Below are 23,996 nucleotides of genomic sequence, written 5' to 3'. Positions count from 1 at the left end.
AAACAATCGCGTACTGCTGGGATTTTTTATATCTAACAGCTCTCGTTTTAGCGAGATTATCAGCAACGAAGTCTTTCTACTTCGCACTGATACATGACAAACGACAACTTAGCCGCTTGGTATTTAACTGAAACTAAGCATGGTACTGGGCAATTGCCTGACCTAAACTCTGCGCCTGAGTCGCCACCGCGCTTGCCGCTTGCGCGTTCTCATGTGAGATTTCAGCATTGCTGGTGGTGATATCACGAATGGTCGTCACGTTCTGTGCGATCTCATCCGACACATGGGATTGCTCTTCAACAGCGGTCGCAATCTGGCTGCTGGTATCTAAGATCGCCTGCATGTCCGTCATGATTTGGTTGATCTTAATTTCCGCGCTATCAACCTGCTCAACACTCATGTCACCTTGCTCACGACAGCGGCTAATGTGTGATACCACTTGCTCAGTCTGTCCTTGCAGCGAGCCAATAATGGTCGTGATTTCTTCGGTCGATTGACGGGTACGTAACGCCAGCGTGCGCACTTCATCTGCTACTACCGCAAAGCCACGACCTTGCTCACCGGCACGCGCCGCTTCAATCGCTGCGTTCAACGCCAACAGGTTGGTTTGCTCAGCAATGCCCTTAATCACATCCAGCACAGAGCCGATATTATCGGACAATGCCGACAAGCTGGTGATCTCTTCACTGGTTTGCGCCAATTCATCCGAAAGCTGACGAATACGTGCTTTGGTTGCATTCACTTCTTGCAGACCTTCAGTCGCGCCAGTGTGGCTGCTTTGCGCATTGCCCGCAGCAGTTTCAGTATTCGCGGCGATATCGCGAATGGTCACGCCCATCTCAGTGATAGCTGTCGCGACCGAATCAGTTTCTGCTTGTTGCTGCGCCATCGCAGACTCAGTATCACTGCTACGACGTTGTAGCTGCTCTGAGGCCGCCCCTAGCTCGGTGATCGCTGTTTGTACATCGCTCACCAACTGGCGTAACCCCGTCAGCAAGTAGTTGAAGTGTACCGCCATCTCACTAATTTCATCGTTACCCGTTTCGTCTGCACGACGGGTTAAATCATGGCTGCTAGCAATGTCTGTCATGAGTTGACTCATCGAGCTAATGCGACGCTGAATACCTTGGCTGATCATCAACGACAGTACCAATAGGCCAACGATAACAAGCACAACAGCAAGCACAGTGATCATCACTGTCTGTTGACGCTGCGCGGCACTGATTTCAGCCAGTTGCGTCGACATTTCATCAAATGCTTGCTCAAGCTGATGGGATTGACGACGAATATCGCCGCGTAATCCTGATTTATGATCCAGCCCCACCACTTTGTACTGAGCCAATACAGCCTCTAACGCAGCATTAAACTGCACCAGTTGCTGCTTAACCGCAGGTAAAACACCACCCAACTCTTGTTGATACAAGCTTTGGTAGCTCTGGTAATACTTCATATCTTGAGTAAGAGCGAACAAAGTCGCGTCTTGGATCAGATTCATCACCACTTGCGCATCGTACTGACCCGCCGCCACTTGCTGCAAACGATCGGTTTGCTCGGTGAAAGTGCGATTCAATCCTTGCTCAGGTGTTAGCCCTAAGGTTTGGTAACCAGACATCACTGCCATCATGCCTTGCTGATAGTTTTTCATCAGCGGTGGTAATGCGCTTAATTGAGCTAACTCAATATCCAATGCAGTGACATTTTGTTCAAGCGCTGCCAATTGCTGCTCAAATTTCGTCACATTGGCGTTAAAAGTGCCTTGATACTTCATATCAAAGCGCGCCAAAAAGTCTTTTTCGTTTCGGCGTAAGTTCAATAAGGTCACTTCTAATTTGCTAACCGTTAAAGTCGCTTTATCGATCGCCGCCACACGTTCATTCGCCAACCAACTAAAGAATAACGAAAGTAGCAGTGCACTCACTGACAATCCCGTCAATCCAAATAACTTATGTTTAATTTTCACAGCAATAGGTCCTCAACAACACCCGAGTATCTCCAAGGTCGGTGGTCCACCACTACGCCTTGGATAATTGTTATTAGGTTATTCAACCTTCTAGGATGATATCGACCAAAACTTATGAAGATTTAACACAAAATGTGACAAATTTAACTCCTTATTAGTCATGGAGTTATGAGCGAGCATTTACTCTAGTTTGATATGCAACACGATCAGCAATATGCAACCAATCAAAGCAAATAGTAGCGGGTATAAAAAGAAAGAGTACGAAAGTCAGCATCGCTGCACATATCGCGGCTGATCACCCAGTGCTGACTATTTGCATCACCTTTGCTAGTCACGCGCAGTACTATCACTTGGCTAGTGATTAACTGAACCGCTCGCAATTTGCCTTTGTTGATAGAATTAACGTGCGCTGGAGTTTGCCAGTTAAAATCACCGCTCTCTGTAACGGTGACCGTGCCCGACATTCGGTAACAACGCCCAACTAAGCGCAGCCACTCGGTATGAAGCCACTCAAATACAACGACTATCGACAACAGGCTCAAGAGAGGAAATTGGGCGAACCACTGACATTGCACCCAACAAACAAAAATAGCCACCAGCGCATAACCAAGATGCAAGGCAGCTATTTGATAGGAAGAGGGGGTAAAAGAAAGATTAGCGAAGCTTACTTTCGTTGTGAGCAATGATTTTATCTACCATAGCGGCGAGGGCTGGGTTCTCACTGCGACCGTGTTTCATCACCCAAGTGAAAAGATCTGGATCATCGCACTTCAATAACGCAATGAAATCTTGCTGTTCTTGATCCGACAATTCATCGAAGCGTTCTTCAAAGAACGGCATGATAATTACATCCAGTTCTAGCATGCCACGGCGGCAAGCCCATTTAACTCGTGCTCTGTCATCGGCACTAATCATGTTCAACCTCAATTGCTAACTTGGCTGGAAAAATTATAGCCATAGTAACAGCGACCTATAGCCACGACTATGCGCCAGAACAAGCAATCATCTAAGATGAGAGCTAAGTCAGATCCACAGCTGACAAATTCGCCTTCGCCCATTACCATAGCAACATCGACATTCTTTATTGTGGAACACCTTATGAGCACTTGGTCAGACGCTTTACACTTTGCCCCACTCTCTTTAACGTCCAGCGATAGCTTACCTACGCTGGCACTGGTTGATCTTGCCGATTGGGCATTGGTTACCTTAGTGGGCGACGACAAGAAATCTTACCTCCAAGGTCAGGTCACTTGCGACGTCGTATCACTCTCCCCAGAACAATCGACCCTGGGCGCACATTGTGATGCCAAAGGTAAAATGCGTACCATTTTCCGCCTGTTCCATCATCAACAAGGCTATGGTCTTTTCCAACGCCAAAGTGTCATGGCAACCCAACTGCCAGAACTGAAAAAATACGCGGTCTTCTCTAAAGTCGACATCGAGCCAAGCGAAGATGTTTTGCTTGGCTTATGTGGCGAGCAAGCCCAAGCACGCATCGACAGCCTATTTACAGGCGATAGCGATGTTCGCCAACAAGACAATGCCACCGCAGTCAAAATCGATGACCAACGTTGGTTAATCGCCGTTGCACCACAACAGGCTGAAGCACTAGCACAAACCTTGGCTGCAGACGCCCAGCTGAGCACCAGTGCACTGTGGGATCTGTACGACATTCGCGCTGCCCTGCCACGTATCGACGCTTCCACAGAGCTAGAGCACGTACCACAAGCCCTAAACCTACAAGCGGTTGATGGTATCAGCTTCAAAAAAGGTTGTTACGTAGGTCAAGAAACCGTAGCCCGCGCCAAGTACCGTGGTACTAACAAGCGCGCGATGTTCATCATGCAGGGTGACGCGGCACAATGTCCGCAAGCGGGTGATGCCATTGAACGTAGCGTGGGTGAAAACTGGCGTAAAGGCGGTACTGTGATTGCGGGTTACCAATTTGCTGACCAACAAGCTATCGCCTTGGTAGTACTGCCAAATGATTTGGATGACGACACCCAGTTCCGTTTAGCTGATGCCCCTGAGTCGCGCTGGACAGTACAAGCGCTACCTTATTCACTGGATGACGAATAAGTCATGAGCTCACCTGTAACACAAACCCGCGTTACCCGAGTGCTCGAAGAAGAAGGCGTCACATTTCGCCTTCTTCCTCACACTAAGCCCGCGAAAACCATTGAAGAGGCCGCCCAAGAGCGCGGTGTCGACCCAGAGCAAATGGTAAAATCTATTTTGCTGCGCGATATGAGTGGTTTTCATGTGCTGGCGTGTGTGCCAGGGCCAGCCCAAGTTGATCCGAAAAAAGTACGCGCTTTATTTGGTTGTCGCCGTATGACCTGTGCTGATGCTACTGACGTCGAGAAAGTCACAGGCTTGGTGATTGGCACTGTCGCTCCGATTGGCTTAAAACGCCCACTACCGCTGATTTTTGATCACCAGATCCAACAACATCAAAAGGTGAACATCAGTAGCGGTGATCGTATGGCTGGCGTTGAGTTGAGCACCGAAGACCTCTTGATTTTATGCGACCCTATGTTTGCGGATATTTGCCGATAATCGCCAACCATAGTGAGCTTTGACTAGCTAGGTTTTGAAAGTAGGGATAGAAGATGAAAACAATTAACTGGCGTGGGGTCGATCTTAATTTGTTGGTTGCCTTTGCAACCTTGATGGAGCACCGCAGCGTTACCCGTGCTGCCGACAAATTATCGATCGGTCAATCAGCGATGAGTCATAACTTATCGCGTCTACGCCAGTTACTTGATGACCCTTTATTCGAACGCCAAGGGCACTTAATGGTCCCGACCGAGCGCGCACTTGAGCTTGCTCCGATTGTCGAGACGATTTTAAGCATGATCACCAACGAGGTTCTAAAGCCGGATCGTTTTGACCCGAGCGCCTATCAAGGCACCTTCACCATAGGTCTCACCGATTATGCCGAACTGCTGTTTGCGCCTTCACTGTTTGATACCTTGCAGCAACTTGCCCCACAATGTCATTTAAGCTTTTGCAATATTGATCGTCATAACTACCAAGCCGCTTTCGATGAACGTCACGTTGATCTCGTGATCGGCTCAATGGCCGTCACCGCCAAAAAGCTGGAAAGCCAGTATTTATATACCGAAGATCATGTGTGCTTATTTGATGCCAGCGCCACTGGGCTAACGGCGCCAGTCAGTCTTGGCGACTATATTCGCACCCCGCATGCTTTAGTCTCGCCAGAGGGGCATCTTTCGAGTGGTGTCGACAAGCAACTCGCAGAGCAAGGTTTTCAGCGCCACATCGCCATCGGCTCGCGCAACTTCCTCACCATCCGCCGCCTACTTACCGACCGCAATTTGATTTGTGTGGTGTCACGCTTAATGGCGCAACTGGCGATTTTTAACGACCAACTCAGTCAGTGCCCACCACCAGTCACCATTCCTGACTTTGATATCAATATGCTGTGGCAACGGCGCAACACCACCCATCCCAAGCTATGCTGGCTGAGAGAAGTGGTGAAAGACACCATCACCCAAGAAGTGAGTCGTTTACGACAGCGTTAACGCTTCTCGCTAGGTTCTTGAATTTGGTAAAGCTTATGCGTGTCACACACTTCTTCGCAGTCACACTCTTTTTCAATCCCAACATTGGCTAAGCCACCACAACTGCCTGCAATGGTTTTCTTTTTCACAATCCAACCAATTGCCATTGCTAAGATCACGGTCAAGAAAATGGCCAAAGTAAGTACGTAAGTCATGAGATGTTCCTTATTTCAGCTTAAAACGAGTAAGACCGGATAGCGCAGCATTCATATTCATCATGCCCACTTTCGGTGCTGCTTTTTTCTTGCTGCCACAACCACACTCGCCTTTTTCGCGTTTACACGGACGACCTTGCTCTGCCGCTGTCAGCGTTAACATATCCGCGCTGCCCGCCAACACATCCGCCAACGGAGTACGTGCAGCCACTTGACGTACAGTAAAGCCAGCATTAAGCATTCGCGCGAGTGATCGCTGACCAATACTTCCCAACACCACTTCACTTACCCCACGATCGCTAAACTGTTTTTGCAGCATTTTTTTATGCTTACAACCTACCGCTCTGCTACCCGTATTGGTAATACGTTCGATGATTTCACCTTGTGCATTAGCAATAACAAACGTCGGTGCCTTGCCAAAGTGACCAGCCACATTATCAGCGGCATTAATCGCAATTGCTTTTAACATGATTTCGTTCTCTCTGATTGTCATCCCCTTTGCATGCCATCAACATGGTGAAGTAAAAGCAGGGGAAGCAATACAAGTGCACTGGCACATAACGCTATCTACCACACTTGTATCGTAAATTGATTGTTATTATGGGCGCTTACTCGTTACGGCTTAGGCGCGGTTTCCAATTCCAGCGCCATCCCTTCCACCAAAGCTTGAGCAACCTTTTTTCGGGCGGAAGACAAGATATTACCCAGTGTCTGACGCGACACACCCAGTTGTTCAGCCGCAGGTTGTTGCTGAAGCCCTTGGAGATCCACCAGACGTAATGCTTCCAGTTCATCTGCCGCCAACTGATTGTGTGCCAGTTCACTCATAGGTACACCGTTAGGCTTAAAGCAACTATAAGCCGGACGACAACCGATCCGGCGGGCTAATTTAGGTCGAGGCATCATTCATTCCCATTAATTGGCATATGCCAGAAACCTATTATTGGCATATGCCAATAATAGAGCTTTGATCCAAAGCAAGTTCACTGCTAATACCAGTGAAACAAATCAGCACAAAACTCTGCAACTCACCGCCCCACGCTTAAAAACTGGATAAACTTCAATCAACTCATTACACATAAAACAGGGGCAAATACGACATAACAGACGAAAAACATGCCATAAGATCTTATAAAACAAACACTAAGCAATGAATTTTATGCAAAATATTCAGCTGTTATTTTTTGCTTTTATTAACATATAAACTGAACACAAACAGAATAATTCGCTACCAAGAAAGATCTAAATAAATAATTAAACCAATCAATAGTAGCTAACAGATTAGATATGCTAAATATGTCACAAAAGTGAAATAGCTGTTGTTTTATAATGGCCGCATGCAAAACCAATGGAAGGTTAATGTTTTATGCGTATGTTCAAACGTTACATGCCAAAGCTAGTCGCTAAACATGTAAGTCGTTTATTTAGTGGCCGGGTATATATCGATGGTCGTGGTGGGTATGAATTTGACAAAGGATTGTTACTGGTACCTATTAATGCTCAACAGCGTCATTATCAAACAGTCAAAGAAGTGAATCAGGAAATCCGTCGGATCCGCGAGTTCTAACGCCTTTTCCCTTCGAGTACTAAGCCCACTTTGGTGGGCTTTTTTGTATTTGTTAGTCAGACGATAGCTACTCATCATCTGCGATCAGATCTTGATAGCGCTCAGCATCAAGCAACTCATCCAGCTCTCCATCATCCTCAGCTTTGATTTTAAATAACCATCCATCGCCATAAGGGTCGCTATTAACGAGCTCAGGTGAACCTTCCAACTCTTCGTTGATCTCCAACACAATCCCTGTCAAAGGGGCATAAATATCAGAGGCCGCTTTCACCGACTCGGCAACTGCACACTCTTCACCAGCATCCGTTGCCGCATCGATTTCCGGTAAATCGACAAATACCATATCCCCTAATAGCGCTTGGGCATGATCAGAAATCCCAATGGTGTAAACCCCATCGCCTTCATCTCGGATCCACTCATGGGTATTGGTAAAACGCAGTTCAGTCGGCACGTAACTCATAGCTAAACATCCTTTTGAAATACAGCCGCAACAAAAAGCGGGCTGGCAATAACAACAGAACAAAACTGATAAGTGGCTGCGTAACATGATCGATTGCTATCCAGTAGAAGCCATTACGCATTATCGCACTGATAATTAATGTAGATGAAAAGTTGAAATAGGAGAAATTTGTTGGTGTGACTCGAATCGTAAACCTATTAGGCTGTCGTTCATTACGGGTAATAAAAAACCCTGTCATCGGTGATCACAGGGTTTGAAAATACTGTTACTTCAAGTAGTTACTTATGTTTTGCCAACTCAGGTAAACTTCCGCTTAGCCCTAAAGCACGGCGCATAAATTCGTCTTTCACGCCCGGCGCATGGTTCGCAAACATCATCCCGATATCGCGCACCAACTTCTTCGCTGGATTGCTACCAGCAAACAAGTCACGAAACGCTTGCATGGCAGTGATCATCTTCGCCGCTTCGGTCTTACGCCAGCGTTCATACTGACGTAAATGAACACGCTTACCGATATCTTGCTCACTCAACCACAATGATTTGAGTTCCTGCGCCAAGCTGGCTGCATCAAGCAAACCAAGGTTAACGCCCTGCCCCGCCAACGGGTGAATGGTATGTGCAGCATCGCCCACTAGAGCAATACGATCGCGAACAAAGTCACGGGCATAACGCATTTTTAACGGAAATGCCTGACGTTCGCCTTCGACCTGACACAAGCCAAGCTTGCTATCAAACGCCACCGTCAGTGCTTTATTAAATTCTTCATCACTCATGGCGCACAACTGTTGTGCACGCTCTGGCGATACAGACCACACAATCGAGCACAAATCCGGTTCGTGTAACGGTAGGAAAGCCAGTGGACCTTCAGGGCAGAACACTTGACGTGCGGTGTGGTTATGCGGCTCGGAACAACGAATGTTCGCTACAATCGCACTATGACCGTAATCCCAATGCGTTAATGGGATCGACATCTGGTTACGTAGCCACGAATTGGCACCGTCAGCCCCCACCACCAGCTTGGCGGTTAAGCTCTTGCCCGAGTCTAAACTTAGCCAAGCTTCGGTTTCACCAAAAGCGATATTGTGGCAACGCTCTGGCGCCAATAGCGTGACATTGCTCAGTTGCTTAACACGATCAAGTAATGACAGCTGAATCGTGCGGTTCTCGACGATATGACCTAAGTCAGGTTGCGACAAACGCGTTGCATCAAAGTCGATGCAGGCAAAGCTGTCTTGCTCCCAGACTTGCATTTGCGAGTATGGCGTCATACGACGAGCAGCAATACCGTCCCATGCCCCGACACGGCGCAGAATACGCTCACTTGCACGACTCAAAGCCGATACACGTACGTCGGGTAAATCGGCCAATTCCGGCTCAGGAAGCTGACCTTCAATTACTGCTACTCGCAGTTCGGTATCAGCCAACGCTGCTGCCAGCGTTAACCCCACCATGCCGCCGCCGATAATGGCAACATCAACACTTTGCATCATTATTATCTTTCTACCTGTCCCAAAGCACGCTGAACCAGCGGCGCTTTTAACGTATCGAAGGCACTCATTGCCATTAAACCTAAGTTTCGCCCAGCCACTAGCGGTAAGCAATCATTGGCAAAAATACCCACTAAGCCCGCCGTCATCGTAATGGTTGCTTGGCGATCAGGCATTCGACGTTGGCGATAACGGCTGAGCATCGCGCTGCCACCGACATCTTGATGCTGCTCGTAAGCGGCAACCACTTCTTCCGCTAGACTCATCACATCGCGCAAGCCTAAGTTAAACCCTTGTCCCGCAATCGGATGAAGCGTTTGGGCGGCATTGCCAACCACGGCTACACGGTGGGTAGTAATTCGCTCTACTTGGCGCAACAATAAAGGATAAGACGCTCGCTGACCGGTTTTCACCATGGTCCCCAAACGCCAACCGAACGCTTGTTGCAATTCAGCAAGAAATTGTTCGTCACTCCAACTCATGACTTGGTGATGATGTTCGGGTTTCACGCACCACACTAAGGAGCTACGTCCTTCTGACATTGGTAACAGTGCCACCGGCCCATAAGGCGTAAAGCGCTCAAACGCACGACCTTGATGCGCTTGCGAAGTCGTCACATTGGCAATCACCGCCACCTGCTCGAAATCATATTCAGTGCGACGAATACCTAGCATGTCACAACAGCCAGATAACGCGCCATCCGCCGTCACCAGTAAACCTGCACTTAATTGCTCGCCCGAGCCTAAGGTCAAGTTCACTTGCTGTTGCTGACGCTCGATATTAGCAATCGTATCAGGGCAATACATGGTCACGGCTTGGCAATCCGCCAAACGCTGGTGGAACACCCGCCCCGCGTCCGCCAATTCAATCACATAACCGAGCGCATCGACTGCTTCGTCATCAGCACCAATACGCACTATGCCTGCATGACCACGGTCGGAAACATGAATATCTGCAATCGCGGTCGCTTGCGGCAATAATTGTTGCCACAAGCCAATGCGTTCCAGTAAGGCTACCGAGCCAAGTGACAAAGCAATACAGCGCGAGTCATAGCCAGGATGACTATCGAGTTGAGGCTCAACAGCCTCAACGACCGCCACGCTTAACCCTTGCTGGCTCAAAGTATCGAGAGCAATCGCTAACGAAGCGCCTGCCATTGCACCACCAGCTATCACCACATCAAAGTGCTTCACATTTATCCCTTATTACTTATTGCATCCAAATGATGTTATTGGATTAGTGTAAGGTTGGTTTTAGATCTGCTGGCATGCCTGGGATCTCAGGTTGCTCAACAGAATCAGGACGTTGACCTAGGCCCACCAAACAGCTCAACACACACTCAGGTACAAACGCGATGATCTGTTCAAGCATATGCGCTTGCTCTGCCATATCTTCATCTTCGTCGACACCCAGTTGGGCAATTTCTTCTAATGAAGCAACCGCTTCCGTCACTTCAGGGGTAAGCTCAGCTTTTTTCATCCCCATCAGACCCATGCCCGAAATAAAGTTGGTCACCCACTCGCCCAAAGCTTCTGCACGCAGTTCCAATTCAACATCGGCATCCGGTAATAGCAAGGTCACTTCAAACTGACTTTCCGCTAATTCTGAAGCAGTTGAAGTAAACAGTACCTGCGCCATGCCGTGTAACTCAGCAGATGCCGCATCAAAAACTTTACGCACTGTTGCTTTAGCACTGTCGATTAACGGTTCACCTTGGTTTGCGTAGTCCGAAACCGCAGCGACCCAGCTATCGTCAGAAACTGCCATTCCACCACAAATCATCCCCATCAGTAGACCGTGTAATTCAGAAGGAGACACAGCTAAACCGTGACTTTTCAGTTCACTATCAAGCACATTGTAAGCGGGTAATTTTGCTTCACTCATTGTGGGAAACCTTATCTAGATTGGCGTAAATCGTTATTGTGGTATGCTACCACTTATGCCTTGTGGCATAAATAACCAAGGGCGAGCGGAGCCACTGCATCGCTTGATCCGTTAGACAATTTTGGGTGATGTTTACACCAAGCTGACTATTAACTGTGTAGTCAAACGGCATTAAACCGCAAAGCACAACACGCATACTTGCATGTTGAAAGGGCTTTATTCTATATTTACCCCCTATCGCAAGCAGCGTGTTACTTTAAACCCGCTGACATGGAGCAGATAAGAGACTTTATGAGTAATCAGGCAGTTGAAATCAAAATTCTAGGTCGCACCTTAAAGGTAAACTGTCCAACAGGCCAAGAAGATGCGCTTATAGCAGCCGCCGAAGATTTTGATAACCGATTAAAAGAGTTATCGGAACGCACCAAAGTCTCTAATCCAGAACAGTTATTGATGTTCACGGGGCTAAATATTTGTAGCGAACTGCACAATGAACGCCGTGAAAAGAACAACTATGCAGATGATTTATCTAATAAGATCAGTCAATTGACAGAAAATCTGGATAAAGCATTGCAAAATCAACCAAAGCGTTGATAATGAATTGACCCTGGGGTGTACGTCAGTGAATTAACGTCCCCGAGCCGATAAGCAAATACCCAGGATTAGCTTTTTATTAGCTATTGAGCATGCTCAGCCCGACTGAGAAGCCTACGGTTAATGTTGCTGATCCACCTTGAACATCTGGTTCAAGGGCCACAATTCGCAACGGCACCTTGGGGCATACCTTCCCAATCAAACATTCCTTTACCGCTTCATTTAGTCATTGGATGACCTATGAATTCAACGGTTACACCTTCGTCACGTCAGCAAATTCGCCAACATATTCGTACTCTACGACGTGGCTTAAACACCCAGCAACAAGATAGCGCCGCTCAAGGGCTACTTAGCCAGTGTCAGCAATCCGCTTGGTTTAGTCACGCCCAGCACATTGCCTTGTACCTATCGAATGATGGGGAAGTCAGTACCCAACCAATCATCGAATGGCTGTGGCAGCAAGGTAAACAGGTTTATCTACCAGTCTTACACCCATTCAGTCGCGGGCATTTACTTTTTCTGCGCTATTGCTCTGATACTCTTATGGTCAACAACCGTTATGGGATCAGCGAACCTCGCCTCGATGTACGGCTTGTGAAACCAGCCAGTGAGCTCGATTTAATTTGCACCCCGTTGGTCGCATTTGATAACACTGGTCAGCGCCTTGGCATGGGCGGCGGCTATTATGACCGTACCCTCGCTCCTTGGCACCAAGCGCGGCTATTACCTCGCCCACTCGGCTTAGCCCACGATTGCCAACAAGTCAGCGCCTTACCCCATGAAGCGTGGGATGTACCATTACCGACAATCTTAACGCCTTCACAAACCTTCAATTGGGAATAGTGCCCAGTACCGCTTTTACGTACTAACAGCGAATTAGACGGTTATCGCGCCCATTAAGCGCAAACGTTTGGCTTGATGGCGTGTTTTTTGTAGCCCTAAGTCGCTGTTCTACAAAGCGCTCTTTGTTTTTATTGATGAAACAGAGACATAGGTCAACATTTTCTCCTGACGAAAGTCACACTGTTAGCTATAATCAGCGCTCCCAACGCTCGTCATCATTTACGACCAGGAGATAAAGCATGACTCAAGATGAAATGAAAAAAGCTGCCGGCTGGGCCGCACTAGAATACGTGAAAAAAGGCAGCATTGTCGGTGTGGGCACAGGCTCAACCGTGAATCACTTCATCGATGCTCTTGAAACACGTAAAGAAGAAATCAAAGGTGCAGTATCAAGCTCGGTTGCCTCTACTGAGCGTCTAGAGCAAATTGGTATTCCAGTATTGGATGCGAATGAAGTCTCTAGCTTCGACATCTATGTTGATGGTGCCGATGAAATCAACCACGATTACGACATGATCAAAGGTGGCGGTGCTGCGTTAACACGCGAGAAAATCGTAGCAGCGATTGCTAAGAAGTTCATCTGTATTGTCGACAACACCAAGCGTGTTGAGGTACTGGGTGAGTTCCCACTACCAGTTGAAGTGATCCCAATGGCTCGCTCTTACGTGGCGCGTGAACTGCTGAAACTTGGCGGCGATCCAGCATACCGTCAAGGTGTGGTAACCGATAACGGCAACGTGATCCTTGATGTCCACAACCTTAAGATCACCGATGCTAAAGAGCTAGAAAAGCAAATCAACGCAATCCCTGGCGTAGTGACGGTAGGTCTATTCGCAGCACGTGGCGCAGACGTATTGCTAATGGGTAGCCCTGAAGGCGTACAAAAATTCGAAAAAGCGTAATACAGGCAGATCCAGACGCAGGATCATGTCATTAGATTACAGAACGGCACTTAGGTGCCGTTTTTTTATTCAACTTTTTGTAATATTCTTACCCTTAGCGATTATTTTTTGATAGGTTATTAACCAATATATGCTTTCAAGCTAGGCTATAAGTATCGAGCTGGAAAAACAGCATCCCTACAAACCACTGATATTAAGTAACTTTACTTAAGCATCATGCCAACGCTTCCTAGTGTATCTAGACTTCACTTGCGTTTTTAAGGATAAGAACCACATGGCCAAAAATTCACTGGATAAAGAAAAGATCAAAGTCCTTCTCCTCGAAGGTGTCCACCCTTCTGCCATTGAAGTACTGCAACAAGCAGGCTACACCAATATCGAATATCACAAAGGCTCCCTAGCTGGTGATGAACTGCTTGAAGCCATCGAAGACGCACACTTTGTCGGGATCCGCTCCCGTACTCAACTGACTGAAGAAGTCTTTGCTGCCGCGAAAAAACTGACTGCCGTGGGCTGTTTCTGTATCGGGACCAATCAGGTCGAGCTTGATGCCGCCACCAAACGCGGTATTCCGGTGTTTAATGCCCCATTCTCAAACACCCGTAGTGTTGCCGAGCTGGTACTGGGCGAAATTCTATTACTGCTACGCGGTATTCCAGAAAAGAACGCCAAAGCCCATCGTGGCGAATGGTTTAAATCCGCTGACGCTTCGTTTGAAGCGCGTGGTAAACGCCTCGGTATTATCGGCTACGGTCATATCGGGACTCAATTAGGTATTCTGGCTGAAAACTTGGGGATGCGCGTCTACTTCTACGACATCGAAAACAAGCTGTCGTTAGGGAATGCCACCCAAGTACATTCGCTGACCGAGCTTTTAAATAAGTGTGACGTGATCAGCTTGCATGTCCCTGAGACACCTGAGACTCAAGACATGATGGGCGCTGATGAGTTTGCCCGCATGAAGCCGGGATCGATTTTCATCAATGCCGCGCGCGGTACTGTGGTTGATATCGACTCTTTGTGTAGTGCGTTAGAAAGCAAGCACATTGCAGGGGCTGCGATTGATGTCTTCCCTGTGGAGCCAAAGACTAACAACGACCCATTCGAATCGCCATTGATGCAATACGACAATGTACTGCTTACCCCACACATTGGTGGTTCGACTCAAGAAGCACAAGCCAATATCGGCCTTGAAGTAGCAGGGAAAATGGCGAAATACTCAGACAACGGTTCAACCCTGTCTGCGGTAGGTTTCCCTGAAGTATCGCTGCCAGAGCACCGCGATTGCTCTCGTTTACTTCACATTCACGAAAACCGCCCAGGTATTCTAAACCAAGTCACCACCATCTTTGCGACCGACGGCATCAACATCGCCGCGCAATACCTGCAAACGGGAGCTGAGATTGGTTACGTGGTGATTGATGTCGAAACCGAACGAGCGGAAGAAGCATTGGATAAATTGAAGCAAATCGAAGGTACGATCCGCGCTCGTATTCTTCACTAAGCACTGACTTCCTAAGTTTACTTAGGTACCAAAACCACAAAGGCCGCAATCGCGGCCTTTGTTTTAAAACTCAGTGTCTAACTGGCTTCTGATTACAATTAATCAGCCAATTTGAAAATAACATCCACGCTATCTTCAATCACAATCTTATCGTTCTGGTACGACTCACCAACATCATTGCTCATCAATGACATGGTACGAGCCTGCATGACATAAGGCTGCACACTTTGTGTTAGGTAAGTGATTTGCCATACCCCATCGACACTTTCCCCAAAGCCATTCGCTACTGATTGCGCTTTTTCTTTGGCATCTTTGATCGCTGCGGTACGAGCTTGTTGTTTCAGCTCTGCTTCTTTGCTGCTCTTAAGCTCGATATTACGAATGCGGTTAATGCCGTCCACAAGCGAGCCATCAAGATAGGTATTCAGCGCTTCCAATTTGTGTACCGTAACGGTCACTTCACGTTCTGCACGGTAACCAACTAGCTGCGGCTCTTTATTTTTCGGGTATTTGTATTCAGGGTGCAGTGAAATGTTCGCGCTTTGAATATCAGCACGCTTCACCCCTTGTTTTTCCAAACGGGCAATAAAGGCAACGACGGCTTTATCAACGGCTTGTTTGGCTTCTTTGGCTGTTGCGCGTTTCTCAGTCACTTCAACGTGCAGTTTTGCCATATCTGCCGTAGCGATGATTTCGCCATGGCCTTGAGTCACAAGATGAGGAAAGCTCACTTCTGCCGCTTGCAGTTGTGTCGATAGCAGTGCTGTCGCACCCAATACTGTAGCCAGTAATTTCTTATGCATGTTCTCTCTCCTACGAGCAGTGATACTCACCAGAATAAGTGTTCATTCCGATTGGTATAATTCGGGTTGGATAACCAACAATGGTGCTAATCCTAGCAGAGCACCCTTAAAATGAACAGTGTTTTATTTATCAGAAATGCCAACTGTTTAACTTTTGCTCCCTTGCTCACAAACTAATGTAATCGCAAGTAACAGTGGGGAACTTCTGCCAATTTGAACAATCCAATGCCGCTAAAATCACCTTTAGCTCTGACTCGCCTCACTTTATCTCCGTAAGAAAAGTCGCGATTCAAGAGATATTTACACTAGCTTTTAGAGCACTCTATTGCGGTAATACTTGCTGGGCATGATTAACCAATTGGCTCGACAACTCGGCTAACACCCCACTTTCAAGCGCCCAGTGGTGCCAGTACATACGGCGGATCAAGGTAATATCTGGGGTTAAGTTCACCAGCTCACCACTTGCCAGCTCATCGATGATTTGCACCCGAGGGATCAAGCAATACGCCACTCCTTCGGTTGCCATCTTTACGAAAGCTTCTGATGAACGTACCGTGTGTTTCATCATGCTGCCAGCAGGTAAATTAAAGTGCTGCTGGATAAAACGCTCGTGCATATCATCATGCTGATCAAACGCCACCGCCGGTGCCGCGCATAAGGTTTCGCGAGTAACCCCATCTGGAAAATAACGTTCGCGAAACTCGGCATTAGCCACACACAGAAAGTCGACTCGTCCTAAATAATCAGCGACACAGCCCGACATTGGCGTTGCTTCCATACTGATCGCGCCTACCACTTCACCACTACGCAATCTATCTAAGGTGCGGACTTCATCTTCAATCAATAAGTTCAGCTCTATGCGACGTGCCTTGAGCAATGGACTGAGTGCAGGCAGCAACCAAGTCGCTAAACTATCAGCGTTAGTCGCCAGTGCTACAGATAGTGGTTGGCTAATATCATCTGGCGTCAGCTCTGGCAAAAGCTCTTGCTCTAGCAGTCTGACCCGACGGTACAACCCTAAGATCTTTTGCCCAGCCGCTGTCGGACGTGGCGGTTGCTCACGAACCAATAGCGGTTGTGCCATTAACTTTTCAAGCTGCTTCACCCGTTGTGATACCGCTGATTGAGTAATACACAAATGCTCTGCTGCCCGCTCAAAACCTCGTTGCGCAATCACTGCATCCAATGCTTCTACCCAACGATAATCTAACCCTCGCATTCCGCTCCCTCTCAGTATTAGGCGAACTAATGATATATAAGTTTTATTAGTTGTACTTAATGCTATCCCTAAGTGTACGCTGACGCCATTCCTTTCTTTCAACCTGAGCATACCACTCAGAAAACAACACTTTAGGGCGATTTAGCACATGGGCATTGGGGCACTTTTACAAGGTTTTTTCTTAGGCGCGAGTTTGATCATTCCTATCGGCGCGCAAAATGCTTATGTTTTAAATCAGGGCATCAAACGCAATCATCACTTAACCACAGCTACTATCTGCAGTATCTGTGATGTGGTTTTTATTAGTTTGGGCGTCTTTGGCGGTGGTGCATTACTATCAAGCAACGAAACACTGCTCACCACTGTCACTGTTGGCGGGATCTTGTTTTTACTCTTCTACGGCAGCATGTCACTACGCAGCGCCTTGCAATCACAAGATCAAATCGAGCAAGCACAACAGGTGAATGCTCGCGGTCGCCGCGCTGTGATCCTCGGTGCATTAGCCGTAACTGTACTTAACCCGCATTTATACCTAGATACAGTTGTTATATTGGGGTCAATTGGCGGACAATTTGAAGGCAACGATCGTATTGCCTTTGCCGTTGGCACCATCTTCGCCTCTTTCACATGGTTCTATACCTTGTCGATTGGCGCAGCCAAATTAGGGCCAACACTGTCAAAACCTAAGGTTAAACGCGGTATCGATTTTGCTGTTGCAGGCATGATGCTGTTTATTGCCACTCACTTAGCCAACGGACTGTGGATCAAGTATGTCGCATAATCAATTAGATCAACTTTATCAATTCAACCTTGCACTGTTTGCCAACACTGAGGTTGCGTACCAATCATGGCAGCATGAGCCCATTCTCGATTATGAAGCCGACGCTAAGATGGCCGAACAACTCGGATGGACAGCGGCGCCAAGTAAAAGCTTGTTCATGAAAATTAAAGGGGGCGGTCACTGTTTGTTACTCACTCACAGAGACAGCAGACTCGATAGCAAGCTGGTTAAGAACCTGATCGGCAAGCGCGTCTCGGTGTGTAACAACGAAGAGATGCAAGCTGCCATTGGCTGTGAGCCGGGGGCAGTCTGCCCATTTGGCTTACCTGCAGACGTGATTATCTTGGTTGACCCTGTGCTCTATCTTCACCTCGAAATGATGTACACTCCGGGTAAACCAGACTATACCTTTGCCTTTGCAACGAAAGATTTAGATACCATCTTAGCAGCATTACCTAACCGTATAATCCGCTTACCTGCTGATATTCCGGCTTAATACGGCAAGTGGCTAGATAAAAAATGGTTAGATAAAAAAATGGCGCTCACTGAGCGCCATTTTTATGTATCTGAGGCTATCTGATTAGCTTTCTAGCTTGTTCAGATGAACATCCATTTGTGGGTATGGGATACCGATATTTTCTTTATCCAACTCTTCTTTGATCGCTTGAAGCAAATCAAAGTACACACCCCAGTAATCTTCGGTTTTCACCCATGGGCGAACCACAAAGTTCACTGAAGAGTCTGCTAGTGCAACCACACCAATGGTTGGCTCAGGATCTTTTAGAACACGAGATTCAGCCGCAACCACACGCGCTAGCACTTCTTTGGTCTTTTTCAGATCCGCATCGTAAGACACGCCAATCACGTAGTCGATACGACGGGTCGCGTGGCGAGAATAGTTAGTGATTGGGCTACCAATAACAGAGCCGTTTGGTACCACCACCATCTTGTTATCTGGGGTTTTTAGCACTGTTGAGAAAATTTGGATCGATTCAACCGAACCTGCAACACCACCGATTTCTACGTAGTCACCCGATTTAAACGGACGGAAGCTAACAATAAGCACACCTGCCGCAAAGTTAGATAGTGAGCCTTGTAGCGCAAGACCAATCGCTAAGCCCGCGGCACCGATCACGGCTACCACTGACGCTGTTTGTACGCCTAAACGACCTAGCGCAGCAATCAGCACGATCACAAACAGCAAGTAACGCACTAGCGAATGCAGGAACTCAACCACTGCATCATCCATGTTTTTCTTACGCAGTACTTTAGCAACGCCGTTAGCAATGCCTTTCACGATCATGTTACCAATGAACAAGATCAGCAGTGCTGAAATCAGGTTTACCGCGTATTGAATGAGCAAGTCTTGGTTGTCTGCCACCCAAGTACCAGCGTTTAATACACCTGTTGTTAATTCATTTTCAGTAATGGTGTCGACAACCTTGTCGGCTACACTCTCGGTCATATTTACTCTCTCTCTTTTTTATTAATTGCCACTTTGGGCATCCCTGTTGAGTGGGGTAACCAATCAATCTGGGGCAATACTCGAATTACCGCTAGATCGCAAACCAGCACCTAGCCGCACCGGATTGCGCGCATTATCAGTTATTCTTCCCTGACAATAAAACAATAACGTTTATCGTTGTAACAAAAATACTTTATACCAGCCTCGGCGAATTATTAAGCGCTTTATTGCTACGATGCATCTATCCGTTTCGTGATATTCGCAATCCCGCTAAGCCGCTATTTATTCTAGACAAAAAAAAGCCCGCTAACTGCGGGCTTTCCAAATCTTCAGCGCTTACGCTGCAATATCAGACGAATTATAGTACGTCGATTGCGTTAAGGTCAGCGAATGCTTTCTCAAGACGAGCAACCATTGATGCTTGACCAGCACGTAGCCATACGCGTGGATCGTAGAACTTCTTGTTTGGCGCATCTTCGCCAGTTGGGTTACCGATTTGACCTTGTAGGTAATCACGGTTTTCAGCTTCGTATGCACGGATGCCGTCCCATGTAGCCCACTGTGTATCAGTATCGATGTTCATTTTGATAACACCGTAACCGATAGACTCTTGGATTTCTGCTTCAGTTGAACCAGAACCACCGTGGAATACGAAGTTTAGTGCGTTTGGTGCAATACCAAATTTCTCAGCACAGTAAGCTTGAGAATCGCGTAGGATAGTTGGAGTTAGAACAACGTTACCTGGCTTGTATACACCGTGTACGTTACCGAAAGAAGCTGCGATAGTGAAACGTGGGCTGATAGCAACTAGTTTCTCGTATGCGTAAGCAACGTCTTCTGGAGAAGTGTATAGCTCAGATGCGTCCATGTCAGAGTTATCAACGCCGTCTTCTTCACCACCAGTACAACCTAGTTCGATTTCTAGCGTCATGTTCATTTTAGCCATGCGCTCTAGGTACTTACCAGAGATCTCGATGTTCTCTTCTAGAGACTCTTCAGAAAGGTCGATCATGTGAGAAGAGAATAGAGGCTTACCAGTTTGAGCGAAGAACTCTTCACCCGCGTCTAGTAGACCGTCGATCCATGGAAGCAGTTTCTTAGCAGCGTGGTCAGTGTGAAGAATAACTGGAACACCGTAAGCTTCAGCAACAGCGTGCACGTATTTAGCACCTGCAACAGCACCTTTAACTTGTGCTTCTTGACCTTCTAGTTTCAGACCTTTACCAGCGAAGAATGCAGCACCGCCGTTAGAGAACTGAACAACAACTGGAGCTTTAACTTTTGCAGCCGCTTCTAGAACAGCGTTTACAGAGTCAGTGTTAACAACGTTAACTGCTGGAAGTGCAAACTTGTGCTCTTTAGCAATTTCAAAAACTTTCTGTACGTCGTCGCCAGAAATAACACCAGGTTTTACAAAATCGAAGATCTTAGACATAACAATAGTCCTATTTGCCTTGTTGTCTTTGTGAATTTTAAATCTTTGCAAACGTTTGCTTTAGGTCAAGCATTCTATAAAAACTTGCTTGAAGAAACAAACGCTAAAAAGGAGGGAGCCAAGCTCCCACCTATAAAAATTAAGCTTTTGCGCGCTCTTCTAGCATAGCAACTGCAGGAAGTACTTTACCTTCAACGAACTCAAGGAATGCACCGCCACCAGTAGAGATGTAAGAAACGTCAGCTTTGATACCGAATTTATCGATAGCTGCTAGTGTGTCACCACCACCTGCTACAGAGAAACCTTCAGACTCTGCGATTGCGCGAGAGATACCTTCTGTACCTGCTTCGAAGTTCTTGAACTCGAATACACCTACAGGGCCATTCCATAGAATAGTTTTAGCGTCTTTTAGGATTTTCGCTAGCTCTGCAGTTGAATCAGGGCCTAGGTCGAAGATCATGTCGTCGTCTTGAACTTCAGAAACGTGCTTGATTTCAGCTTCTGCGTTCTCGTCGAATGCTTTCGCACATGCAACGTCAGTTGCTACAGGAATCGCACACTCATCCATTAGCTTCTTAGCAGTGTCTACTAGATCCGCTTCGTATAGTGATTTACCAACGTTGTGACCTGCAGCTGCGATGAAGGTGTTCGCGATACCACCACCAACTACAAGTTGGTCTGCAACTTTAGATAGTGACTCAAGAACAGTTAGCTTAGTAGAAACTTTAGAACCACCTACGATAGCAACCATTGGACGTGCTGGCTTGTCCATTGCTTTACCTAGTGCATCTAGTTCGTTTGCAAGTAGAGGACCTGCACATGCAACTGGCGCGTGCATACCAACACCGTGTGTTGACGCTTGTGCACGGTGAGCAGTACCGAATGCATCCATTACGAATACATCACATAGTGCTGCGTATTTCTTAGATAGTTCTTCTTCGTTCTTCTTCTCGCCTTTGTTGAAGCGAACGTTTTCAAGAACTACTAGCTCACCAGTGTTTAGCTCTAGGCCTTCTAGGTAATCTTTTGCTAGCTTAACTTCGCAATCTAGTGCGTCGTTTAGGTAGTTAACTACAGGTTGTAGAGAGAACTCTTCTGCGTATTCGCCTTCAGTTGGGCGACCTAGGTGAGAAGTAACCATTACTTTCGCGCCTGCTTCTAGGCAGTGCTTGATAGTAGGTAGAGATGCAAGGATACGTGCATCTGAAGTTACTTTACCGTCTTTCACTGGTACGTTTAGATCAGCACGGATAAAAACGCGTTTACCAGCAAGATCTAGGTCAATCATTTTGATTACAGACATTCTTCGTCCCTTCTCAAAGTTAGCTAAAATTTTTAAAGCTCGGCACTATGCCTAACTCACGAATTCTTTACTTAATGTCTCTGTGCCCTTCTTTAGCTCTAAACCTGAGCTAAATTGCTACTCTCCTTCTTGGAGACCTTCGTAGCTTTGGTGCATCGCCAAGGCGGTATCTAACATCCGGTTGGCAAATCCCCATTCGTTATCGCACCACACCAGCATTTTGATCAAATGCTGATTACTGACCCGGGTTTGTGTCCCATCGACAATCGCGCTATGGGGATCGTGATTAAAGTCGATTGAAACCAGCGGTGCTTCGGTGTAATCCACAATGTTGGCTAATGTACAACGAGTCGCGTCCATCAGTGATTGATTTACGTCATTAACTTTCACTTTTGTCTGAACTGTGACGCTTAAATCCATCGCCGTCACATTTATTGTCGGCACGCGCACAGAAATAGCTTCAAACTTGTCAGAAAATTTCGGAAAAACACGACCAATACCTAAATGCAATTTGGTATCAACCGGAATAATTGACTGACTAGCAGCGCGGGTACGACGTAAATCCGTGTGGTATGCATCAATGACCTGTTGGTCATTCATAGAGGAGTGAATCGTTGTGATAGTGCCAGACTCGATCCCGAAGGCTTCGTCCAGCACTTTAATAACAGGAACAATACAGTTGGTGGTACATGAACCATTGGAAACAATACGGTCGCTGGCTTTCAGCGTCTCGTGGTTCACACCATAGATAATGGTATTGTCGATATCATTTGCAGCAGGATGAGAGAAAAGTACTTTTTTAGCGCCAGCTTGAATGTGGGCTAAACCATCCTCGCGTGAACCATAGAACCCGGTACAGTCGAACACAATGTCGACCTCGAGATCTCGCCAAGGCAAAAGGTTGATGTCACTTTGATGGAGGATGCGGATAGAGTCTTGTTCCCCATTTTGATGGGTAATAAACAAGTGCTCCTGATCGTGAGAGACAGGCTTAAAAAAGCGACCGTGGCTAGTATCGTACTGTAACAAGTGCGCCATAGCTTCAGGCTCAGCTAACTCGTTAACCGCCACGACTTGAATCTGCTGGTGTTTACCACTCTCATAAAGAGCGCGTAAAACACTGCGGCCAATACGGCCAAATCCGTTGATTGCGACTTTTAGTGTCATATCCGTGCTACAAAAGAAATAAGCCGCGTAAGTGTATACCAAGCTCGGCACAGAATCACCTTAAATGTGACACTTCTCACCATTATGGACTTTTATGCTTCTAGCACATAAATAACGCACAAATTGCACTCTATTTCATAAAAAGCAAAAAGGCTTCCCGCAGGAAGCCTTTCTTTCATCCGACACGCCCGACAAAATCAGTCGTACGTTGTCATCGCTAACAGCAGATTATGCTAGTAGCTCTTTTGCTGTGTTCACAACGTTTTCAGTGGTGAAGCCGAACATCTTGAATAGCTCGCCTGCTGGTGCAGATTCACCGAAGGTCGTCATACCGATGATCTTGCCACCGAAACCTACGTACTTGTACCAGAAGTCTGCGATGCCCGCTTCGATAGCGATGCGCGCTGTTACGTCTGATGGTAGTACTGCTTCACGGTATTCCGCGTCTTGCTTGTCGAATGCATCTGTTGATGGCATTGAAACAACGCGTACTTTCGTACCTTCAGCTGTTAGCTCTGCTGCTGCCGCAACTGCTAGCTCAACTTCAGAACCCGTTGCGATAAGGATAAGCTCAGGCTTGCCTTCACAATCTTTCAGGATGTAAGCACCTTTAGCGATGTTCGCTAGTTGCTCAGCATCACGCTCTTGTTGCGCTAGGTTCTGACGCGAGAAGATAAGTGACGTTGGGCCGTCTTTACGCTCGATAGCCAGTTTCCACGCTACAGCTGACTCAACTTGGTCACATGGACGCCATGTGCTCATGTTAGGTGTTAGACGTAGCGATGCAATTTGCTCAACGGGTTGGTGCGTAGGACCATCTTCACCCAGACCGATTGAATCGTGAGTGTAAACTTGGATGTTTTGCACTTTCATTAGCGCA

General features: G+C 47.1%; 27 protein-coding genes and 1 other RNA gene. 11 read left to right on the top strand and 17 right to left on the bottom strand.

Annotated features, from left to right (window positions below; genetic code table 11):
• Window positions 1-133: 133 nt before the first annotated feature.
• From A3K86_RS17545 to A3K86_RS17535, 3 genes are all read right to left on the bottom strand, one after another.
• Entirely contained in the window at window positions 134-1,960 is a 1,827-nt protein-coding gene (locus A3K86_RS17545) for a methyl-accepting chemotaxis protein (protein ID WP_068334328.1), read from the bottom strand.
• A gap of 224 nt (window positions 1,961-2,184) precedes the next feature.
• Window positions 2,185-2,577 (bottom strand): protein YgfX, encoded by a 393-nt coding sequence (locus A3K86_RS22730; protein ID WP_332310134.1) that lies wholly within the window; start codon window positions 2,575-2,577, stop codon window positions 2,185-2,187.
• A gap of 37 nt (window positions 2,578-2,614) precedes the next feature.
• On the bottom strand, window positions 2,615-2,875 hold the full coding sequence (locus tag A3K86_RS17535) for an FAD assembly factor SdhE (RefSeq protein WP_068334319.1): 261 nt from the start codon (window positions 2,873-2,875) through the stop codon (window positions 2,615-2,617).
• Window positions 2,876-3,058: 183 nt separating this feature from the next.
• Here A3K86_RS17535 and ygfZ point away from each other — a divergent pair, with 183 nt between their 5' ends.
• The 3 genes from ygfZ to A3K86_RS17520 are packed head-to-tail and all read left to right on the top strand — an operon-like array spanning window position 3,059 to window position 5,508.
• Window positions 3,059-4,039 carry a tRNA-modifying protein YgfZ gene (gene ygfZ, locus A3K86_RS17530; RefSeq protein WP_068334318.1) on the top strand — a complete coding sequence of 327 codons (981 nt, stop codon included), beginning with the start codon at window positions 3,059-3,061 and terminating at the stop codon, window positions 4,037-4,039.
• Window positions 4,040-4,042: 3 nt separating this feature from the next.
• Window positions 4,043-4,519 carry an aminoacyl-tRNA deacylase gene (locus A3K86_RS17525; RefSeq protein WP_068334314.1) on the top strand — a complete coding sequence of 159 codons (477 nt, stop codon included), beginning with the start codon at window positions 4,043-4,045 and terminating at the stop codon, window positions 4,517-4,519.
• A 53-nt stretch (window positions 4,520-4,572) separates the two neighbouring features.
• On the top strand, window positions 4,573-5,508 hold the full coding sequence (locus tag A3K86_RS17520) for a LysR family transcriptional regulator (RefSeq protein WP_068334312.1): 936 nt from the start codon (window positions 4,573-4,575) through the stop codon (window positions 5,506-5,508).
• On the opposite strand, the gene nqrM is transcribed toward A3K86_RS17520, so the two are convergent.
• From nqrM to A3K86_RS17505, 3 genes are all read right to left on the bottom strand, one after another.
• Entirely contained in the window at window positions 5,505-5,702 is a 198-nt protein-coding gene (gene nqrM, locus A3K86_RS17515) for a (Na+)-NQR maturation NqrM (RefSeq protein ID WP_068334308.1), read from the bottom strand. The genes A3K86_RS17520 and nqrM overlap by 4 nt on opposite strands.
• A gap of 10 nt (window positions 5,703-5,712) precedes the next feature.
• A complete protein-coding gene (locus tag A3K86_RS17510) occupies window positions 5,713-6,171 on the bottom strand; it encodes a NifB/NifX family molybdenum-iron cluster-binding protein (RefSeq protein ID WP_068334306.1) in 459 nt (152 codons plus the stop codon).
• 146 nt (window positions 6,172-6,317) lie between these two features.
• Entirely contained in the window at window positions 6,318-6,605 is a 288-nt protein-coding gene (locus A3K86_RS17505) for a DUF134 domain-containing protein (RefSeq protein ID WP_068334302.1), read from the bottom strand.
• Between the two features lie 463 nt (window positions 6,606-7,068).
• Between A3K86_RS17505 and A3K86_RS17500 the strand changes: the two genes are divergently transcribed.
• Window positions 7,069-7,269 carry a DUF1107 domain-containing protein gene (locus A3K86_RS17500; protein WP_068334295.1) on the top strand — a complete coding sequence of 67 codons (201 nt, stop codon included), beginning with the start codon at window positions 7,069-7,071 and terminating at the stop codon, window positions 7,267-7,269.
• Window positions 7,270-7,336: 67 nt separating this feature from the next.
• Here A3K86_RS17500 and gcvH read toward each other — a convergent pair whose 3' ends face one another.
• The 4 genes from gcvH to A3K86_RS17480 all read right to left on the bottom strand — a co-directional run bounded on the left by gcvH (window position 7,337) and on the right by A3K86_RS17480 (window position 11,100).
• Entirely contained in the window at window positions 7,337-7,720 is a 384-nt protein-coding gene (gcvH, locus tag A3K86_RS17495; RefSeq protein ID WP_332310136.1) for a glycine cleavage system protein GcvH, read from the bottom strand.
• A gap of 287 nt (window positions 7,721-8,007) precedes the next feature.
• Window positions 8,008-9,219: an FAD-dependent 2-octaprenylphenol hydroxylase gene (locus A3K86_RS17490; protein WP_068334289.1), complete on the bottom strand. Its 1,212-nt coding sequence runs from the start codon at window positions 9,217-9,219 to the stop codon at window positions 8,008-8,010.
• Window positions 9,220-9,221: 2 nt separating this feature from the next.
• Window positions 9,222-10,409, bottom strand: a complete 1,188-nt coding sequence (gene ubiH / locus A3K86_RS17485) for a 2-octaprenyl-6-methoxyphenyl hydroxylase (RefSeq protein WP_084406669.1) — start codon at window positions 10,407-10,409, stop codon at window positions 9,222-9,224.
• Window positions 10,410-10,452: 43 nt separating this feature from the next.
• Entirely contained in the window at window positions 10,453-11,100 is a 648-nt protein-coding gene (locus tag A3K86_RS17480; RefSeq protein ID WP_068334287.1) for a UPF0149 family protein, read from the bottom strand.
• A 291-nt stretch (window positions 11,101-11,391) separates the two neighbouring features.
• On the opposite strand from A3K86_RS17480, the gene zapA reads away from it, so the two are divergent.
• The 5 genes from zapA (at window position 11,392) to serA (ending at window position 14,943) form a co-directional block, all read left to right on the top strand.
• Window positions 11,392-11,694 carry a cell division protein ZapA gene (zapA, locus tag A3K86_RS17475; protein WP_068334283.1) on the top strand — a complete coding sequence of 101 codons (303 nt, stop codon included), beginning with the start codon at window positions 11,392-11,394 and terminating at the stop codon, window positions 11,692-11,694.
• A 7-nt stretch (window positions 11,695-11,701) separates the two neighbouring features.
• Window positions 11,702-11,884: non-coding RNA, 6S RNA (ssrS, locus tag A3K86_RS17470), on the top strand.
• A gap of 50 nt (window positions 11,885-11,934) precedes the next feature.
• Window positions 11,935-12,537: a 5-formyltetrahydrofolate cyclo-ligase gene (locus tag A3K86_RS17465; RefSeq protein ID WP_068334282.1), complete on the top strand. Its 603-nt coding sequence runs from the start codon at window positions 11,935-11,937 to the stop codon at window positions 12,535-12,537.
• A 239-nt stretch (window positions 12,538-12,776) separates the two neighbouring features.
• Window positions 12,777-13,439, top strand: a complete 663-nt coding sequence (rpiA, locus tag A3K86_RS17460; protein ID WP_068334275.1) for a ribose-5-phosphate isomerase RpiA — start codon at window positions 12,777-12,779, stop codon at window positions 13,437-13,439.
• A gap of 274 nt (window positions 13,440-13,713) precedes the next feature.
• A complete protein-coding gene (gene serA, locus A3K86_RS17455) occupies window positions 13,714-14,943 on the top strand; it encodes a phosphoglycerate dehydrogenase (protein WP_068334273.1) in 1,230 nt (409 codons plus the stop codon).
• 98 nt (window positions 14,944-15,041) lie between these two features.
• Here serA and A3K86_RS17450 read toward each other — a convergent pair whose 3' ends face one another.
• On the bottom strand, window positions 15,042-15,746 hold the full coding sequence (locus tag A3K86_RS17450; protein ID WP_068334271.1) for an oxidative stress defense protein: 705 nt from the start codon (window positions 15,744-15,746) through the stop codon (window positions 15,042-15,044).
• A gap of 322 nt (window positions 15,747-16,068) precedes the next feature.
• On the bottom strand, window positions 16,069-16,965 hold the full coding sequence (locus A3K86_RS17445) for a LysR family transcriptional regulator ArgP (RefSeq protein WP_068334263.1): 897 nt from the start codon (window positions 16,963-16,965) through the stop codon (window positions 16,069-16,071).
• A 148-nt stretch (window positions 16,966-17,113) separates the two neighbouring features.
• Here A3K86_RS17445 and A3K86_RS17440 point away from each other — a divergent pair, with 148 nt between their 5' ends.
• Window positions 17,114-17,746 carry a LysE/ArgO family amino acid transporter gene (locus A3K86_RS17440; RefSeq protein WP_068334260.1) on the top strand — a complete coding sequence of 211 codons (633 nt, stop codon included), beginning with the start codon at window positions 17,114-17,116 and terminating at the stop codon, window positions 17,744-17,746.
• Complete coding sequence (locus tag A3K86_RS17435; RefSeq protein ID WP_068334257.1) at window positions 17,736-18,242, top strand: YbaK/EbsC family protein; 507 nt, start codon at window positions 17,736-17,738, stop codon at window positions 18,240-18,242. Before A3K86_RS17440 ends, A3K86_RS17435 begins: the two co-directional genes overlap by 11 nt.
• Window positions 18,243-18,326: 84 nt before the next feature.
• Here the strand turns inward: A3K86_RS17435 and mscS are convergent, their stop codons facing one another.
• From mscS to A3K86_RS17410, 5 genes are all read right to left on the bottom strand, one after another.
• On the bottom strand, window positions 18,327-19,211 hold the full coding sequence (mscS, locus tag A3K86_RS17430; protein WP_068334254.1) for a small-conductance mechanosensitive channel MscS: 885 nt from the start codon (window positions 19,209-19,211) through the stop codon (window positions 18,327-18,329).
• A 358-nt stretch (window positions 19,212-19,569) separates the two neighbouring features.
• Complete coding sequence (gene fbaA / locus A3K86_RS17425) at window positions 19,570-20,646, bottom strand: class II fructose-bisphosphate aldolase (protein ID WP_068334250.1); 1,077 nt, start codon at window positions 20,644-20,646, stop codon at window positions 19,570-19,572.
• 139 nt (window positions 20,647-20,785) lie between these two features.
• The gene (locus A3K86_RS17420; RefSeq protein ID WP_068334247.1) at window positions 20,786-21,949 is read right to left on the bottom strand and encodes a phosphoglycerate kinase; all 1,164 of its coding nucleotides are present in this window, start codon (window positions 21,947-21,949) and stop codon (window positions 20,786-20,788) included.
• 117 nt (window positions 21,950-22,066) lie between these two features.
• Entirely contained in the window at window positions 22,067-23,116 is a 1,050-nt protein-coding gene (epd, locus tag A3K86_RS17415) for an erythrose-4-phosphate dehydrogenase (protein ID WP_068334436.1), read from the bottom strand.
• Between the two features lie 228 nt (window positions 23,117-23,344).
• A partial coding sequence (locus A3K86_RS17410) for a transketolase-like TK C-terminal-containing protein (RefSeq protein WP_332310133.1) occupies window positions 23,345-23,996 on the bottom strand: 652 nt, incomplete at its 5' end.

Source organism: Photobacterium jeanii (genome assembly GCF_001650345.1).
GTDB classification, from domain to species: Bacteria; Pseudomonadota; Gammaproteobacteria; order Enterobacterales; family Vibrionaceae; genus Photobacterium; species Photobacterium jeanii.
Note: the sequence above shows the minus strand (reverse complement) of the source record. Positions and strands in the feature narration are given on the sequence as shown.

What these genes read in the sequence shown, in the direction of transcription:
- A3K86_RS17435 (WP_068334257.1), top strand. Translation starts at nt 17,736, where the DNA reads ATGTCGCATAATCAATTAGATCAACTTTATCAATTCAACCTTGCACTG.
- A3K86_RS17520 (WP_068334312.1), top strand. Translation starts at nt 4,573, where the DNA reads ATGAAAACAATTAACTGGCGTGGGGTCGATCTTAATTTGTTGGTTGCC.
- A3K86_RS17480 (WP_068334287.1), bottom strand. Translation starts at nt 11,100, where the DNA reads ATGAGTGAAGCAAAATTACCCGCTTACAATGTGCTTGATAGTGAACTG.
- A3K86_RS17420 (WP_068334247.1), bottom strand. Translation starts at nt 21,949, where the DNA reads ATGTCTGTAATCAAAATGATTGACCTAGATCTTGCTGGTAAACGCGTT.
- zapA (WP_068334283.1), top strand. Translation starts at nt 11,392, where the DNA reads ATGAGTAATCAGGCAGTTGAAATCAAAATTCTAGGTCGCACCTTAAAG.
- A3K86_RS17465 (WP_068334282.1), top strand. Translation starts at nt 11,935, where the DNA reads ATGAATTCAACGGTTACACCTTCGTCACGTCAGCAAATTCGCCAACAT.
- serA (WP_068334273.1), top strand. Translation starts at nt 13,714, where the DNA reads ATGGCCAAAAATTCACTGGATAAAGAAAAGATCAAAGTCCTTCTCCTC.
- rpiA (WP_068334275.1), top strand. Translation starts at nt 12,777, where the DNA reads ATGACTCAAGATGAAATGAAAAAAGCTGCCGGCTGGGCCGCACTAGAA.
- A3K86_RS17525 (WP_068334314.1), top strand. Translation starts at nt 4,043, where the DNA reads ATGAGCTCACCTGTAACACAAACCCGCGTTACCCGAGTGCTCGAAGAA.
- A3K86_RS17490 (WP_068334289.1), bottom strand. Translation starts at nt 9,219, where the DNA reads ATGATGCAAAGTGTTGATGTTGCCATTATCGGCGGCGGCATGGTGGGG.
- A3K86_RS17440 (WP_068334260.1), top strand. Translation starts at nt 17,114, where the DNA reads ATGGGCATTGGGGCACTTTTACAAGGTTTTTTCTTAGGCGCGAGTTTG.
- fbaA (WP_068334250.1), bottom strand. Translation starts at nt 20,646, where the DNA reads ATGTCTAAGATCTTCGATTTTGTAAAACCTGGTGTTATTTCTGGCGAC.
- mscS (WP_068334254.1), bottom strand. Translation starts at nt 19,211, where the DNA reads ATGACCGAGAGTGTAGCCGACAAGGTTGTCGACACCATTACTGAAAAT.
- A3K86_RS17505 (WP_068334302.1), bottom strand. Translation starts at nt 6,605, where the DNA reads ATGCCTCGACCTAAATTAGCCCGCCGGATCGGTTGTCGTCCGGCTTAT.
- nqrM (WP_068334308.1), bottom strand. Translation starts at nt 5,702, where the DNA reads ATGACTTACGTACTTACTTTGGCCATTTTCTTGACCGTGATCTTAGCA.
- A3K86_RS17445 (WP_068334263.1), bottom strand. Translation starts at nt 16,965, where the DNA reads ATGCGAGGGTTAGATTATCGTTGGGTAGAAGCATTGGATGCAGTGATT.
- A3K86_RS17500 (WP_068334295.1), top strand. Translation starts at nt 7,069, where the DNA reads ATGCGTATGTTCAAACGTTACATGCCAAAGCTAGTCGCTAAACATGTA.
- A3K86_RS17535 (WP_068334319.1), bottom strand. Translation starts at nt 2,875, where the DNA reads ATGATTAGTGCCGATGACAGAGCACGAGTTAAATGGGCTTGCCGCCGT.
- A3K86_RS17450 (WP_068334271.1), bottom strand. Translation starts at nt 15,746, where the DNA reads ATGCATAAGAAATTACTGGCTACAGTATTGGGTGCGACAGCACTGCTA.
- A3K86_RS17510 (WP_068334306.1), bottom strand. Translation starts at nt 6,171, where the DNA reads ATGTTAAAAGCAATTGCGATTAATGCCGCTGATAATGTGGCTGGTCAC.
- epd (WP_068334436.1), bottom strand. Translation starts at nt 23,116, where the DNA reads ATGACACTAAAAGTCGCAATCAACGGATTTGGCCGTATTGGCCGCAGT.
- ygfZ (WP_068334318.1), top strand. Translation starts at nt 3,059, where the DNA reads ATGAGCACTTGGTCAGACGCTTTACACTTTGCCCCACTCTCTTTAACG.